14 protein-coding genes and 1 tRNA gene are annotated in these 12,946 nt (G+C 65.9%); 9 read left to right on the top strand and 6 right to left on the bottom strand.

Annotation, left to right across the window (positions count from 1 at the left end):
- Window positions 1–53: 53 nt before the first annotated feature.
- Genes CXR29_RS14920 through CXR29_RS14910 form a run of 3 tightly spaced genes read left to right on the top strand, consistent with a single transcriptional unit; the run spans window position 54 to window position 3,672 of the window.
- Window positions 54–1,565, top strand: coding sequence for a sodium:solute symporter (locus tag CXR29_RS14920; protein WP_127364959.1), 1,512 nt, complete (start codon window positions 54–56; stop codon window positions 1,563–1,565).
- A complete protein-coding gene (gene murQ, locus CXR29_RS14915) occupies window positions 1,562–2,566 on the top strand; it encodes an N-acetylmuramic acid 6-phosphate etherase (protein WP_127364958.1) in 1,005 nt (334 codons plus the stop codon). The genes CXR29_RS14920 and murQ overlap by 4 nt, the downstream gene beginning before the upstream one ends.
- Window positions 2,563–3,672 carry a BadF/BadG/BcrA/BcrD ATPase family protein gene (locus CXR29_RS14910; protein ID WP_127364957.1) on the top strand — a complete coding sequence of 370 codons (1,110 nt, stop codon included), beginning with the start codon at window positions 2,563–2,565 and terminating at the stop codon, window positions 3,670–3,672. The genes murQ and CXR29_RS14910 overlap by 4 nt, the downstream gene beginning before the upstream one ends.
- A 7-nt stretch (window positions 3,673–3,679) precedes the next feature.
- On the opposite strand, the gene CXR29_RS14905 is transcribed toward CXR29_RS14910, so the two are convergent.
- Window positions 3,680–4,198 carry a GNAT family N-acetyltransferase gene (locus CXR29_RS14905; protein ID WP_206516227.1) on the bottom strand — a complete coding sequence of 173 codons (519 nt, stop codon included), beginning with the start codon at window positions 4,196–4,198 and terminating at the stop codon, window positions 3,680–3,682.
- Between the two features lie 654 nt (window positions 4,199–4,852).
- Here CXR29_RS14905 and CXR29_RS18080 point away from each other — a divergent pair.
- A complete protein-coding gene (locus tag CXR29_RS18080; RefSeq protein WP_241241483.1) occupies window positions 4,853–5,218 on the top strand; it encodes a GNAT family N-acetyltransferase in 366 nt (121 codons plus the stop codon).
- A 10-nt stretch (window positions 5,219–5,228) separates the two neighbouring features.
- Window positions 5,229–5,480, top strand: a complete 252-nt coding sequence (locus CXR29_RS14895) for a PspC domain-containing protein (RefSeq protein ID WP_101554697.1) — start codon at window positions 5,229–5,231, stop codon at window positions 5,478–5,480.
- A gap of 15 nt (window positions 5,481–5,495) precedes the next feature.
- Here the strand turns inward: CXR29_RS14895 and CXR29_RS14890 are convergent, their stop codons facing one another.
- On the bottom strand, window positions 5,496–6,497 hold the full coding sequence (locus CXR29_RS14890) for an aldo/keto reductase (protein ID WP_206516226.1): 1,002 nt from the start codon (window positions 6,495–6,497) through the stop codon (window positions 5,496–5,498).
- A gap of 101 nt (window positions 6,498–6,598) precedes the next feature.
- Here CXR29_RS14890 and CXR29_RS14885 point away from each other — a divergent pair, with 101 nt between their 5' ends.
- Entirely contained in the window at window positions 6,599–7,438 is an 840-nt protein-coding gene (locus CXR29_RS14885; RefSeq protein WP_127364955.1) for a helix-turn-helix transcriptional regulator, read from the top strand.
- A 137-nt stretch (window positions 7,439–7,575) separates the two neighbouring features.
- Here the strand turns inward: CXR29_RS14885 and CXR29_RS14880 are convergent, their stop codons facing one another.
- The 4 genes from CXR29_RS14880 to CXR29_RS14865 form a co-directional block, all read right to left on the bottom strand.
- Entirely contained in the window at window positions 7,576–7,974 is a 399-nt protein-coding gene (locus CXR29_RS14880) for a hypothetical protein (protein WP_127364954.1), read from the bottom strand.
- A 65-nt stretch (window positions 7,975–8,039) separates the two neighbouring features.
- The gene (locus CXR29_RS14875) at window positions 8,040–8,714 is read right to left on the bottom strand and encodes a hypothetical protein (RefSeq protein ID WP_127364953.1); all 675 of its coding nucleotides are present in this window, start codon (window positions 8,712–8,714) and stop codon (window positions 8,040–8,042) included.
- 281 nt (window positions 8,715–8,995) lie between these two features.
- Window positions 8,996–9,068 (bottom strand) — tRNA-Lys (locus CXR29_RS14870).
- Window positions 9,069–9,254: 186 nt separating this feature from the next.
- On the bottom strand, window positions 9,255–10,193 hold the full coding sequence (locus CXR29_RS14865) for a hypothetical protein (RefSeq protein ID WP_240812065.1): 939 nt from the start codon (window positions 10,191–10,193) through the stop codon (window positions 9,255–9,257).
- Between the two features lie 175 nt (window positions 10,194–10,368).
- Here CXR29_RS14865 and CXR29_RS14860 point away from each other — a divergent pair, with 175 nt between their 5' ends.
- From CXR29_RS14860 to CXR29_RS14850, 3 genes are all read left to right on the top strand, one after another.
- A complete protein-coding gene (locus tag CXR29_RS14860) occupies window positions 10,369–10,956 on the top strand; it encodes a hypothetical protein (protein WP_240812066.1) in 588 nt (195 codons plus the stop codon).
- A 341-nt stretch (window positions 10,957–11,297) separates the two neighbouring features.
- A complete protein-coding gene (locus CXR29_RS14855; protein WP_025777585.1) occupies window positions 11,298–11,918 on the top strand; it encodes a phosphate transport regulator in 621 nt (206 codons plus the stop codon).
- Window positions 11,919–11,921: 3 nt separating this feature from the next.
- A complete protein-coding gene (locus CXR29_RS14850; RefSeq protein ID WP_101554681.1) occupies window positions 11,922–12,935 on the top strand; it encodes an inorganic phosphate transporter in 1,014 nt (337 codons plus the stop codon).
- The last annotated feature ends 11 nt before the right edge of the window (window positions 12,936–12,946 follow it).

Below are 12,946 nucleotides of genomic sequence, written 5' to 3'. Positions count from 1 at the left end.
CTCCACCACCACCAAGACACCCCCAACACAACACCCCCAACAAGGAGAGACCAATGCAGATCATCGACCTCCTGGTGATCGTCGCCTATCTCGTCGCAACGGCGTGGCTGGGACTGGCACTGAGCGGAAAGCAGAGCAGCCTCAAGGGCTACTTCCTCGGCGGGCGCGACCTGCCGTGGTGGGCCGTCTGCCTGTCCGTCGTCGCCACCGAGACGAGCGCGCTGACCGTCATCGGCATCCCCGTCATGAGCTACCTCGGCGACCTCAACTACCTGCAGCTCGGACTCGGCTACATCGTCGGCCGCGTCATCGTCGCCTACTTCATGCTGCCGCGCTACTACGACGGTGAGATGATCACCGCCTATGCCTACCTGGGCAAACGTTTCGGCCAGTCGACGCAGACCACGGCCGGCGTGACCTTCCTCTTCACCCGACTGCTCGCCGACGGCATCCGCGTGCTCGCCGCGGCCATCCCGCTCAAGGTCATCCTCGACGGGCTCGGCGTGCACACGAACTACTTCGTCATCATCGTCGTCCTCTCCCTGGTCACGATCGTCTACACGTTCATCGGCGGCATCAAGGCCGTCATCTGGGTCGATGTGGCACAGATGATCCTCTACGTCCTCGGCGGGATCCTCGCGATCATCATCATCTCCGCCTCGGTCGGAGGCGGCTGGTTCGCCGAGGCGGTCGAGGCCGGGAAGACGAACATCTTCGTCTTCGAGGGCAATCCGATCAACGCGGCGAACTCGTTCATCCCCTCCCTGCTCGGCGGCGCCGTGTTCGCGATGGCCTCACACGGTTCCGATCAGCTCATCGTCCAGCGACTCCTGTCCTGCCGATCGAAGGTCGAGGCGCAGAAGGCGCTCATCACCTCCGGATTCGTCGTGGTCGTCCAGTTCGCGATCTTCCTGCTCGTCGGACTGGCGCTGTGGGCCTACTACGATCGCGCGCTGCCGGCCGATCTCGGCCTGACTCGCGACGACGAGATCTTCCCGCTGTTCATCATCGAGGGCCTGCCCGCCGGTATCTCCGGGCTGCTGTTGGCCGGTATCCTCGCCGCGGCGATGTCGACCCTGTCCTCGTCCCTGTCGGCGCTGTCGTCGTCGACGGTCAACGACGTCTACGCGAAGCTCAAGCGCACGCCGATGACCGACGAACAGGGCTTCAAGGTCGGACGTTGGGCGACGATCGGCTGGGGCATCGCGTTCATCCTGCCGGCGACGATCTTCGAGTCCGACTCCGGCAACATCGTCATCCTCGCACTCGGAATCGCGGGCATCACGTACGGCGGTCTGCTCGGGGCGTTCGTCTTCGGCATCGTCAACAAGCGGGCCCGGGCGCTGGATGCGAACATCGCTTTCGCCCTGGCCGTGGCCGGCAACGCGTTCTTCTTCGTCATGGAGAAGTACGTCACCGGTGAGGTGTGGGTCGCCTGGCAGTGGTACCCGCTGCTCGGCGTCATCGTCACCTTCATCGTCGGCGGCCTGCTCAGCCTGCGCCACAAGACGAAGGTCGTCGAAGAGCCGATCCTCGCCGAGGCGGAAGGAAGCCCCCGTCCATGACCTCCTCCCAGCGGCCGCTGTCCCCGACCGAGCAGCGCAATCCGGCCAGCTCCGGACTCGACGACCTCGACACCCTCGGGGTGCTGCGAGTCCTCAACGCCGAAGACCACGCCGTCATCGACGCGGTCGCCACCGCCCTCCCGCAGCTGGCCGAGCTCGTCGACATCGCGGCAGAACGCATGCGCCGAGGCGGCCGCGTCCACTACTTCGGCGCAGGCACCTCCGGGAGGTTGGGCGTCCTCGATGCGAGCGAACTCTTACCGACGTTCAACCTCGAACCGGGCCGGGTCATCGGGCACATCGCCGGCGGCCAGGCGGCATTGGTCAACGCGGTGGAGAACGCCGAGGACTCCGGGGCCGACGGATCCGCGGCCGGTGCGGAGCTCGGACCCGACGATGTGGCCATCGGCATCGCCGCGAGCGGGTCGACCCCGTACGTCGGTGGGGCGCTCGAGGCGGCGCGGGTGAATGGTGCTCACGCCGTGCTCATCTCGAACAACCCGCACGCCTCTCTGGCGGAGAAAGCCGATGACCACATCGTCCTCGACACCGGGCCCGAGGTGATCACCGGATCGACCAGGCTCAAGGCCGGCACCGCGCAGAAGCTCACCCTCAACGGGTTCTCGACCGCGCTCATGGTCGCTCTGGGCCGCACCTGGGACAACCTCATGGTCTCGGTCGTCGCGACGAACGCGAAGCTGCGCGAACGCACCGTGCGCATCCTCCGCGAGGCCGCGGACCTCACCGATGCCGACGCCAGGGTCCTGCTCGAGCGCTGCGACGGCGATCTCAAAACCGCCATCGTCGTCTCCTTCACCGAGGCGGCCCCCGCCCTGGCAGCTTCGACCCTGGAGTCCCATGACGGAACTGTCAGGGCCGCGATCGCCGAGCTCGTCCGGACGGGCGGATCGTCCGATGACGGATCCGGCTCCGGTCCGGACGACTCCGGACCGGACGATTCCGCCCAGGACAACCCCGGGCCGGGTACCGTGGGCGCATGAGCCTGATCCTCGGCATCGACATCGGCGGCACCGGCAGTCGGGCCGCACTCGGTGACGTCGGCGATGCTGCTGACCATCGTGGCAATGCCGTTAGCAGACCGGTCATCGCTGACAGCGCGGGCTTCGTCCCACGCATCGTCGACCAGATCGCCGGACCGCGCATCGAGATCGGGCCGGGCGGCAGCACCGTTCTGCACGTCGTCCGGGACCTCCTGCGATCGGCCGCCGATATCTGGTCGGAGCGCTTCTCCGAGGTGGGCGGCATCGGCATCGGCGCGACCGGTATCGCTTCTCTTGCCGAGGATCCTGCCGAAGCTCTCGCCGAGATCTCGTCCGAGTTCGGCGTGCCGGCAGTCGCCGCCATCGATGCCGTGACCGCCCACCTCGGTGCTCTCGGTGGGACCGGTGGGGCGATCAGCGTGCTCGGGACAGGGGCGATCGCCATCGCCCATCCGGGTCCGGACGAGGCTGGCCATTGGTCAGCTGAATGGTCACGAGCCGATGGCTGGGGTCACCTCTTCGGCGATCGCGGGGGAGGAGCATGGCTGGGACGTCTTGGTCTCGAACTCGCTCTGCGCACTCATGACGGTGTCGACGAACGAGGTCGTGCGCTGCTCGAGGCTGCCATAAGACGATTCGGCCCACCCGCCTCGTGGCCGGGTCAGTTCTATACCCGCAGCGACCGGGCCGGACTCCTCGCCGAATTCGCCGTCGACATCGCCGCTGCGGCCGGCGGCGGAGACCCGGCATCGGCCGATCTGCTCCGCGAAGCAGGGATGGAAGCCGCCCGCAGCGCCGTGGCCGCGCGAGCAGCCCACCGTGGCGACGCTTCGTCGACCTCGGCTCCTGCCGACGCTGTCCCGCGCTCTGTCGCCACACGTGCGGATAACCGAGCCGCGGATAAGCCCGTACGCATCGCGCTCACCGGGGGAGTCGCGGCCGCGGGGAGCCACCTCGTCGAGGGATTCCGCACCGAAGCCGCACGACTGGATCCGACCATCACCATCGTCGAGCCCGCAGGCGGACCGTTGGATGGGGCACTCACGCTCGGCCACCTCGGTGCCGGTGGGAAACTCAGCGCGCAGGACCGGGTCATCTGGGCCTGACAGGCCGTCAGGTGGCGCGATCCACAGCCCGGGCCTCTCGCACCATCCGCACCTCGCACACCCCGTCGTAGTCGTCGGTCTTGACCGTGCCGTCGGCGACGAAGCCATTCTTCGCATAGAACGCCTGAGCACGCGGATTCGGATCGGCCACCCACAGCGCAGTCGTCACGGTCGGATCGACGACCGCATCGAGGAGGTCCTGGCCGACGCCCCTGCCGTGCATGGATCGATAGGCGTAGAGAACATAGAGGTGCCGATCTTCGACGCTTCCGTCGGTTTCCGGCGGTCCGGACATCGCAATGCCGACGATCCGGCCATCCTGTTCGGCAACGGCGCTGACGTATTTCTGCGGGGCCGTCTCGGCGAGGATCTGCGTCCACATCTGTCGGCGTCGATCGATGAGGTCGGGAGCATCGAGGAATTCGTCGGGCATGATCCCGCGGTAGGTCTCTTCCCAGCTGTCGACGTGGACTCGCGCCATTCCGGCGACGTCGGCGATGACTGCGGGGCGGACAGCAGATGTCATGAACCGACTCTACCTCGGGTGCCGATCGTTCACCTGACCTGCGACGTTTCAGAACTGATGGTGGAGGAACGGCTCCGGCACGAATTATTCACCTGACCTGCATCTGCACACAAACAGCTGTCCAGTCGGGGCACCCAGGATCAAGAGAGTGAGAGCGAACCGCGAAGCAGCCACCGCCGTCGAATCACCACCCTCAGCACACCCACTTCATCGCCCGTCCCGACCGTCGCCGCCCAGTCCTCGGAACTCGGGAACAGGAGACGTCTCGTTCGGGCCGGTGGCACCACCGCCCGCCGACCTCGAACTGCCGAGGGGCTCGCGCACCCGGCCGTACCGATTCTTCGAGGCCCTACCGGCGGCGATCAGCTTCACTGCGGTCGGGCTCGTGTTCATCCTCCCGTTCGTCGATGTGATGCTCGGGGTGGTCTACGTGCTCTCCATCGTCGGGCTGATGTTCGTCCGCGCCATGCTCGGGGCGATCGACGTCGCTCGCGGCTTCGTCCGCTTTCGCCGCAGCGCTCGGGTCGACTGGGCGGCACGCCTGACCGACCTGGAACGGGCCCTGGACGGGCGCCCCTCCTTGGCACACCCGCGCGGCGGATTCCGCGCCGCCGACCACTCCGCCCCCGTCGTGCGGAGTTCCTTGTCGCCGAGGTGGACGGCCGACCCGTCGGTCGCACCTCCATCCGGTACGAACTCAACGATTTTCTGTTCACCCTGGGTGGTCACGTCGGGTATGCGGTCGCTCCTGAATTCCGTCGCCGAGGATACGCCCGGCAGATCCTGTCACTTTCGATCGAACGACTGCGCTCGGCCGGTGTCGAGAGCGTGCTCGTCACCTGCGATGAGACGAACACCGCCTCGGCGAGTGTGATCGAACAGTGCGGGGGAGTCCTCGAGGACGTGCGCGAGAACGGTGACGGACCACCCAAACGCCGCTACTGGATCGGCGTAGATTCCGGTTTTCCTCAATCGGCCTCGACGGCCAACACCAGTGCCGCGGTGACGGCGGATCCGTAGAGTCGAAGACATGAACTCACTCTTCGACTCCATCCGCAAACTCGGTTTCCGTCGCGGTCCCGACCGCATCCTCGGCGGTATCGCCGGAGGCCTCGCCGAGTTGACCGGCATCAACGTCTGGATCATGCGACTCATCGTCCTCGCCTCGTTCCTGCTGCCCGTGCTCGGAATCGGCGCCTATCTCGTCGCATGGATCCTCACCCCGTGGCAGGACGAATCGATCCCGCTGCAGCAGATCTTCGGCGGTCGCTCGATCGAGTGACGACGCCTGAGCCGATCAGCGTTCGCTGTCCAGCTGCGCCATGAGTGCGCTCGGGTAGCGATCGCCGCGCACCTCGGTGCCGGTCAGCACCTCGTCGATCTCGGCGAGATCATTCGGACTCAGCACCACCTCGGTGCTGGTCAAAGTCGCACGCACCTGCTGGACGGTCCGCGAACCGACGACGGGGACGATGTCCTCGCCTTGGGCCGCGACCCAGGCGATCGCCAGCTGGGGCAGTGTGATCCCCTTCGCCGAGGCGACCTCACCCAAGGCCGTGACGATCGTTTCGTTGTGGGCGAGGTTCTCCCCTTGGAAGCGGGGGAACATCGCCCGATTGCCGCCGGTCTTGCCGGCGAACAGCCCCTTCGCCAGCGCCCCGTAGGCAGTGATGCCGATGCCGAGGTCGCGGCAGGCGGCAAGGATCCCATTGGACTCGATGGAGCGGGTGAGCAGGGAGTACTCGATCTGCAGGTCGCTGATCGGCGCGACGGCTGCCGCCCTGCGGATCGTCTCCGCCCCGACCTCGCTCAAACCGATCGACCGGACATATCCGGCCTCGACGAGTTCGGCAATCGCGCCCACAGTTTCCTCGATCGGGACATCCGGGTCCAGCCGGGCGGGCCGGCAGACGTCGACATAATCCGTTCCGAGACGGCGCAGGGAATAGGCCAGGGAGTTGCGGACTGCGTCGGGGCGTCCGTCGAATCCGATGAACGCGCCGTCCGGGGAGAGCACGGCACCGAACTTCACCGACAGGACGACATCCTCGCGGCTGCGAGTCCGCAGAGCCCTGCCGATGAGCATCTCGTTGTGTCCGGCTCCGTAGAAGTCCCCGGTGTCGATGAGGGTTCCCCCGGCATCGAGGTACGCGAGGATCGCGGAGACTCCTTCGTCATCGGTCGTCGGTCCATAGGCGCCGGACATGCTCATGGCTCCGAGCCCCGGTGACGTGACAAGGGGTCCGGACGCTCCGAGTCGGCGGTGGTCGATGGTCTGTGCTTCGCTGTGTGTGGTCATGACTGAGAGTCTGGTCGCAACGGTCTCCATCGGGAAGGGCCGATCGAACCAGGGACAACCTATGCCTGGAAACTCAGCGTCCGCGGGCGGACAATGGGCGGATGACCGATCGTTCTGAGCTCGCCGATTTCCTCCGCCGACGCCGTGAGCAGCTGCGACCCGAGGAGATCGGTGTGGGCGGCACGGTCCGTCGGCGCACGCCCGGGCTCAGGCGTGAGGAGGTGGCGATGCTCGCGGGCGTCTCCGTCGACTACTACGCACGCCTGGAACAGGGCAGGGGAGCGACACCGTCCGCCGGTGTCGTCAACGCTGTCGCCCGGGCTCTTCAGTGCGACCGGGATCAGAGGGATCATCTGCTCCATCTCGCAGGGCATCCGGTGCCGCCGCACAGTTCGGACGGGCACATCCGACCCGGACTCATCGCCGTGGCCAACCGGCTCGTCGATGTGCCGGCCGTGATCGTCACCGATCTCGGCGAGGTCGTCTGGCAGAATCCGCTGGGGCGAATTCTGTTGGCTGACCTGCCGGAGGAGCCTGGACGAGGACGGAACCTCATCTGGAGATGGTTCGAGGACCCCCGGTCACGACCGATGCCGGAAGAGGCCTGGTCACGGATCTCGGCATCACATGTGAGTGACCTGCGGGCGACGTACGCCCGCAGGTCCAGAGACCGACGAGTGAGAGAATTCGTTGCCGACCTCATCGCCATCAGCGATGAATTCGCAGGCCTGTGGGCACAGCACGAAGTCGCGGTGCGGCGTTCCGACATCAAGGTCTTCACCAGCAGGGAACTCGGTCGGCTCGAATTCCGGTGCGAAGTGCTGCTCACCGCGGACGACGACATCTCGCTGCTCGTGTTCTTGCCGCTCGAAGGCACCGAGACCGCGAGTCGGTTGGAGCTGCTCAGCGTCGTCGGGACGCAGAAGCTGACTTCGGAATGAGCCGCGCGACGAGTGGGCCGATCGCGGTTTGCAGTCGACGCGCAGAATCTATCTGGCCTGCGGTGTTCTGCGGAAGACCTTGATCGGAACGGAGTCGAAGGTTGGTGCGTCGAGAAACGTCCAGATGACGAGGATGATCACGATCGGGAAGAACGCGACAGCGAGGTAGCGGCCCATGCCTCTCCAGAAGCCGACGCGTCGACCGAAGTCGGCCTGCAGCGACACGACCCCGCACAGTGCCTGGCCGGGGGGGAGACGGTGCAGCCGTAGAGGGCACCGAAGACGAGAGCCATGAGCGGGTAGCTGGCGAGGCAGACGCCGGTCGCGGCATCGAGTGAGATCACACCTACTGCCGAGAGTGCCAGAGCGATGCCGATGACGACCCCGGTGAAGACGAGGACGAAGACGGCGTCGAGGATCCTCGCCCACCAGCGCCTGCTCGTCGACGCCGGCTGCAGGAGCACGCCGTTGCGCAGTGTCCCATTCGCGTGGTCGTACATCCTGGCACGGACGTGGGAGCCGTAGTTTGCACTCATGATTCGATTAGACCAGCAATTCTTCCCGACTGCGAGCCGCGGGGCTCGGCCATCGGCTCGTCGGATCAGGACGCGGGAACGTCGAACTCGGAGCGGAACTCAGGAACCTTCTTGTCCTCGCCGATGACTTTCGCTTCGGGACGGACGTAGGCGCCCTTGAGGGAATCGGCAGTCTCGCTGATGTAGATCGGCACGTATCCGGTGTGCTCTCCCTCGCGACGCGGATCCGAGTCGAAGTACTCGTACCCGGCCTCTTCGACCTCGTCGTCTGCGCTCGCCGCATAGTTGACCTCGTCCCCGCCGTCGTCGAGGTAGAAGTCCGAGGCACTGATCGTTCCGCCGTATTCCTTGCCGGGAACGACCTTCACCTCGAGGTAGACCATCTCTCCATCGGGGTTGTCGCTCGCCTCATAGTATTCGGTGGGGTTGTTGCGCACGGCCGAGACGATGGTGATGACGTCGCCTGTCTCGTCGTCGGTGAACTCGGTTCCGACCTTGACCTCGGTGCCCTCACCGGACGTTGTTGCGTCCTCGGTGGCTGCCGCCTCCTCGGCTTCTTCGGTCTCCTGCTCGAGCGGAGCCGAATCGGTCTCCTCGGTCTGTTCCTGCTCGCTGGAGTCTGCCTCTTCGGCGGTGTCCGGCTCGTTCGTTCCGCAGGCTGAGAGAGCGAGCACCGAGGCGACCGCGACCGCGGCTGAACGGGTGAGCAGTGTGGTCGGGCGGAGTCGGATGCGGTTCATGGTTCTTCCCTGCTTTCGAGTGGCGGAGCCGACCGCGAACAGTGTCGTCGGCGTCCGTGGGTAGCTGACGACCTCGACTCTATGCGGGTCCCAGCCCGCAGATGGTGCTCGTTAGGGCACATGATGTGTCAGTTCTGCGACAACTGCTGTATTGAACCCGGCTCGGTCGACGCCGAGGGGCCCGTCCCTGATCCTGTGCTCGTTGGAAATCTCGTGAAAACAGCGCAGCCCCGAAGCGATGAGCTTCGGGGCTGCGGCGTATTGTGCCTGGTCAGGCTGGGTGGGCCCCGTGGGGATCGAACCCACGACCCGCGGATTAAAAGTCCGCTGCTCTACCAACTGAGCTAGAGGCCCCGCCCCATCACCACTGCAGGACACCGGCCTGCTGACACATGATGGAGACGAACTAATAGTAGAGGTTTGCGCCCGATTTACTCAAACCCGCAGCCCGCTCTAGACGGGCCTTGGCCGGCAACCGGAAGTCGGAACCGGCACCCGGAAGCCGGAACCGGCAACGGGCTGATCGGCTCCGGGCCGACCCTACTTCTCCAGTCCGCGACGATCCTCTGCGGTGTACGTGCGAGGCGGACCGTCCGGCGATTCGAGCTCTTCGTGATCAATGGGTTCGATGACCTCGGACTCGATGGCTCTGTCCTTCTTCAGCTTCCCGGCCAGCGCACGGACATTGCGCAGCCCTGCGAGCAGCTTCCGGTCCTTCTTCGGCGCCACGTATTCGGGATCTGTCTCGATGGGGAAGATCGTCGGCGCAGCACCGAAGGCCTCTTTCGATTCCGCAGCGACCTTCCGCGCCATCTGCGCATTCACCACGGCACCGATGACCGCCCCGACGCCGAAGGGCAGCAGCCGACCGACGAACGACCCACCGGCACGGGCGGCGAACTTGCGGATGAAGGTCTTGCGCAGCTTGCGCACGAGCAGATCGACAAGAGGGGTAGGCAGCTGCTTCGTCACGGTGGCGCCCCAGCTGCCGAACATCGACTCGACGCCGCCGTTCTGCTTGCTGAACTTCTGGACGAGGTTCTTCCCGTCCTTGCCCAGCATGAGGCCGAGGACCAGGGCGTTCGCCCGCTTGGCGTCGGCCACGGGCAGACCATGGATCTCCGAGATCGCCTGCGCGAACAGCGCTGTGCCCTCGAGGAATCCGGCGGTCTCCGCCCCAGCCACTCCGAGTGCCGCCGTTGTGCCCAGTCCCGGAACGGCGGCAGTCGCACCGACTGCCGCACCTCCCGAGGTTGTCAGGGCCAGGTAGTGCCGACGAATGATCGTGATGAGCTCTTCCGGGGTCGCGTCAGGGTGCCGGCGGCGCAGACTGCGCACATAGGCCAACGCGACGGGCCGCTGCACGGACAGCAGACGCGACAAAATCGACTGGGCGCGGGGATTGAGGGTGCCGTCGTCATTGACTGCCAACTTCGCAGCCTTGTCGAGGCCCTTCTTCGCCACTGATGATTGTGCCACGAGAGTTCCTCCTCGTTTCGGTCACTCGCGACTGCGGGTCGCAGTCACGAATCATCCTCAAGTTTAATGGCGTCCGTTGTGAGTCCCGGGAGCAGAACCTGACCGTGCGGAGAAAACCCGAATGTGCTCCACGTCCTAGTCCGCGCACCCCGGCAGGGACTAAACTGCCCTGACCATGTCACAGCGCGCTTTTCACCGTCCCGTTCCCCTGGCCGACCTCGACTCCGTCGGTGCCGTCGACGATCCAGTCGCCCGGTCGGAGACCTCGCACGCGACCGCAGCATTGCTGCTCGGCGATTCAGACGGCAACCGCGACGAGGCTGCCACCAGGCGCTTCGTCGAACTCGCCGATGACATCGGCTTCGAGGTCATCGCCGAGATGTGGTCCGCCGCTCCCGCCGTCTCCGCACCCGGCGCACTGTGGCGCCTCTACGCCCTGCGCCAATGGATCAAGTCCGCACCCCGCGAACTCGCCGAGATGTTCTCCGACGGCCAACGCCGCACCACCGAGGGCATCGGCTACGACGAAATCCTCGCCGGCGTCGAACTGCCCGCCGGCCCCGACGAGGTGGCCCACGCCATCGACGAGATCCTCGTCGGCGCCTTCCGCGGCGACGTCGTCATCGCGCTGCTGCGCGCCGCCGCCTTCGTCGGCATCTGCGCGGCGGGCACCGATGACCACGACACCGCCGTCCGCCTGCGCCAGCTGTCCCAGGACCTGTCCGACGCGGCCGTCGCCCATCGCCGAGGCGGTCTCGACTGATCCTCAGCCCGCCGGCAATCCCCTCGCCGAGGCGGCCGTCGCCCAATGAAATGAGCGCGGTCCCCGTCGGGACCGGATATTCCCTTCCGACCACGACATCGACTGTGAGATTCTCAACGGACGAAGAGCCGCCTCGGCGGTGGACTCATGAGCACGAACGAGTATCGTAGGGGGTGGCCTTCGGGCCACCGGACGCTGGATCGCTGAAGCCCCGGGCTCCAAATTCAGCCGCTTCGAGCGGCCTTCCGCCGAGAGGCGCTCTCGGTCCAGTGTCCGGCACATATCATTGAGACATCATGCATATTCGTCCGGCTTGTCCGGGCCCCGGGCAGGAGGATCGCATGCGGCTCAAGCGGGTACCGCAGGACAAGGTGTTCTATGAGCGGCTGTCCGATCTCGTCTCTCAGATGCGTCAGTGCAACCTGGTTCTCGCCGAACTCTCCGGGATCGAAATCAGCGAACGACGCGACGTCGCCGACCGCCTCCGCGAGATCGGGGACAGGGCCGATGAGGACATGGGCGCGATGCTGCGTGCGCTGCGCGAGAACTACATCACCCCGTTCGACCGCAACGACCTCTACCTGCTCAGCCACCATATGCGCGAGATCTGCCACCGGCTGCACGGAGTCGGATACGTTCTCGCCTCCGGAGCCTTCGACCCGTTGCCGTCCGGCGTCCCCGAGACCCTGGCCGTGCTGTCGAACCAGACGGACCACACCTCGCGGATGATCACCCGACTGCCGGGCAAGCTCGACCAGTGGGACTACGTCGACTCGATCAACCGGCTGACCTACCAGGTCGAGAGCCTGCAGTGGCGGATGTCGGACGCGGTGCCGAACTCCAAACGGGGACTGACCTATATGGCGGCGGTGTCTCAACTCGGGCAAGCCTTCGTCCGGGCCGCACATGGGTTCACCGAGCTCGGCAAGGTGGTCGCGGCTATCGCGATCAAGGAGTCGTAGTCCGTGGAGCTGCTCTTGGCGGCAGTCATCGTCGCCGCGGTGATCTTCGCCGGCTCGAACGGATTCCACGACGCTGCCCTGACCGTCGGCAATGCGGTCATCGGGCGGGCGATGCGACCCGGGTGGGCGCTCAGCCTGGCCGTCGTCTTCAACTTCATCGGCGCGCTCCTCGGTGAGGGAATCGCCATCGTGGTGGCCAACCAGATCGTGCTGTTCTCCGGTTCGACCGACCTCATTCTCACCACCTTGATCATCGCCTTTGTGGCGGCGACGACGTGGAGTCTGTTCACCTACTACCTTGCGCTGCCGGTGTCGTCGACTCACTGTCTCATCGGCGGCCTGCTCGGTGCGGGAATCGTCTTCGGCTTCTCCGTCAACGCCGAGCATGCGATGAACAACGTCGTGTGGCCGCTGGTGCTCTCACCCATCCTCGGTTTCATCCTCGCGTGGGTGCTCACGCTCATCCTGTCGAAGTCACTCGCGTCCACCCCGCCGAAGCCGTTGTTCCGGGGCGCACGCATGGTCGATTCGGTGCTCACCGCGTCTCTGTCGCTCGTCCACGGAGTCCAGGACGCGCAGAAGGTCGCGGCTTTGGTCATGGTCGGCATTCTCGCGGTCGACACTCAACCGCACGATGTCCTCTCCGTGGTCGAGATCTCCTGGCCGGTGCGCCTCCTCATCGCCGCGGCACTGGCTCTGGGTACCGGACTGAGCGGATGGCGAGTGGTCCAGACGCTGTCCGTGCGCATGGTCGGCCTCGACCCACTCAAATCCTCCATCGCCGATGGCGCGGCCGCGATCCTCATGTACACCGCAGCCCTGATCATGCGTGTTCCTGTGTCGTTGACCTTCGTGCTCGGCTCATCGATCCTCGGCACCCAATACGCCGGACGCAAGGGCCACGCCAGAGCGAGATACTTCCTGCCGATGTTCGGCGTTTGGCTGCTGACGATCCCGGCCGCCGCACTGTTGGCCGTGCTGCTCGGGTGGATCGTCAAGGCGGCCGCCGGGCTCTGAGCCCCTCAGCT

It is taken from the genome of Brevibacterium linens, assembly GCF_003999335.1.
In the GTDB taxonomy this organism is placed as follows: Bacteria; Actinomycetota; Actinomycetes; order Actinomycetales; family Brevibacteriaceae; genus Brevibacterium; species Brevibacterium linens.
The sequence above is the reverse complement of the archived record's forward strand: the minus strand, read 5'-3'. Positions and strand labels throughout refer to the sequence as shown.

Coding starts and splice junctions, on each gene's coding strand:
- CXR29_RS14920 (WP_127364959.1), top strand. CDS start 54: ATGCAGATCATCGACCTCCTGGTGATCGTCGCCTATCTCGTCGCAACG.
- murQ (WP_127364958.1), top strand. CDS start 1,562: ATGACCTCCTCCCAGCGGCCGCTGTCCCCGACCGAGCAGCGCAATCCG.
- CXR29_RS14910 (WP_127364957.1), top strand. CDS start 2,563: ATGAGCCTGATCCTCGGCATCGACATCGGCGGCACCGGCAGTCGGGCC.
- CXR29_RS14905 (WP_206516227.1), bottom strand. CDS start 4,198: ATGACATCTGCTGTCCGCCCCGCAGTCATCGCCGACGTCGCCGGAATG.
- CXR29_RS14895 (WP_101554697.1), top strand. CDS start 5,229: ATGAACTCACTCTTCGACTCCATCCGCAAACTCGGTTTCCGTCGCGGT.
- CXR29_RS14890 (WP_206516226.1), bottom strand. CDS start 6,497: ATGACCACACACAGCGAAGCACAGACCATCGACCACCGCCGACTCGGA.
- CXR29_RS14885 (WP_127364955.1), top strand. CDS start 6,599: ATGACCGATCGTTCTGAGCTCGCCGATTTCCTCCGCCGACGCCGTGAG.
- CXR29_RS14880 (WP_127364954.1), bottom strand. CDS start 7,974: ATGAGTGCAAACTACGGCTCCCACGTCCGTGCCAGGATGTACGACCAC.
- CXR29_RS14875 (WP_127364953.1), bottom strand. CDS start 8,714: ATGAACCGCATCCGACTCCGCCCGACCACACTGCTCACCCGTTCAGCC.
- CXR29_RS14860 (WP_240812066.1), top strand. CDS start 10,369: ATGTCACAGCGCGCTTTTCACCGTCCCGTTCCCCTGGCCGACCTCGAC.
- CXR29_RS14855 (WP_025777585.1), top strand. CDS start 11,298: ATGCGGCTCAAGCGGGTACCGCAGGACAAGGTGTTCTATGAGCGGCTG.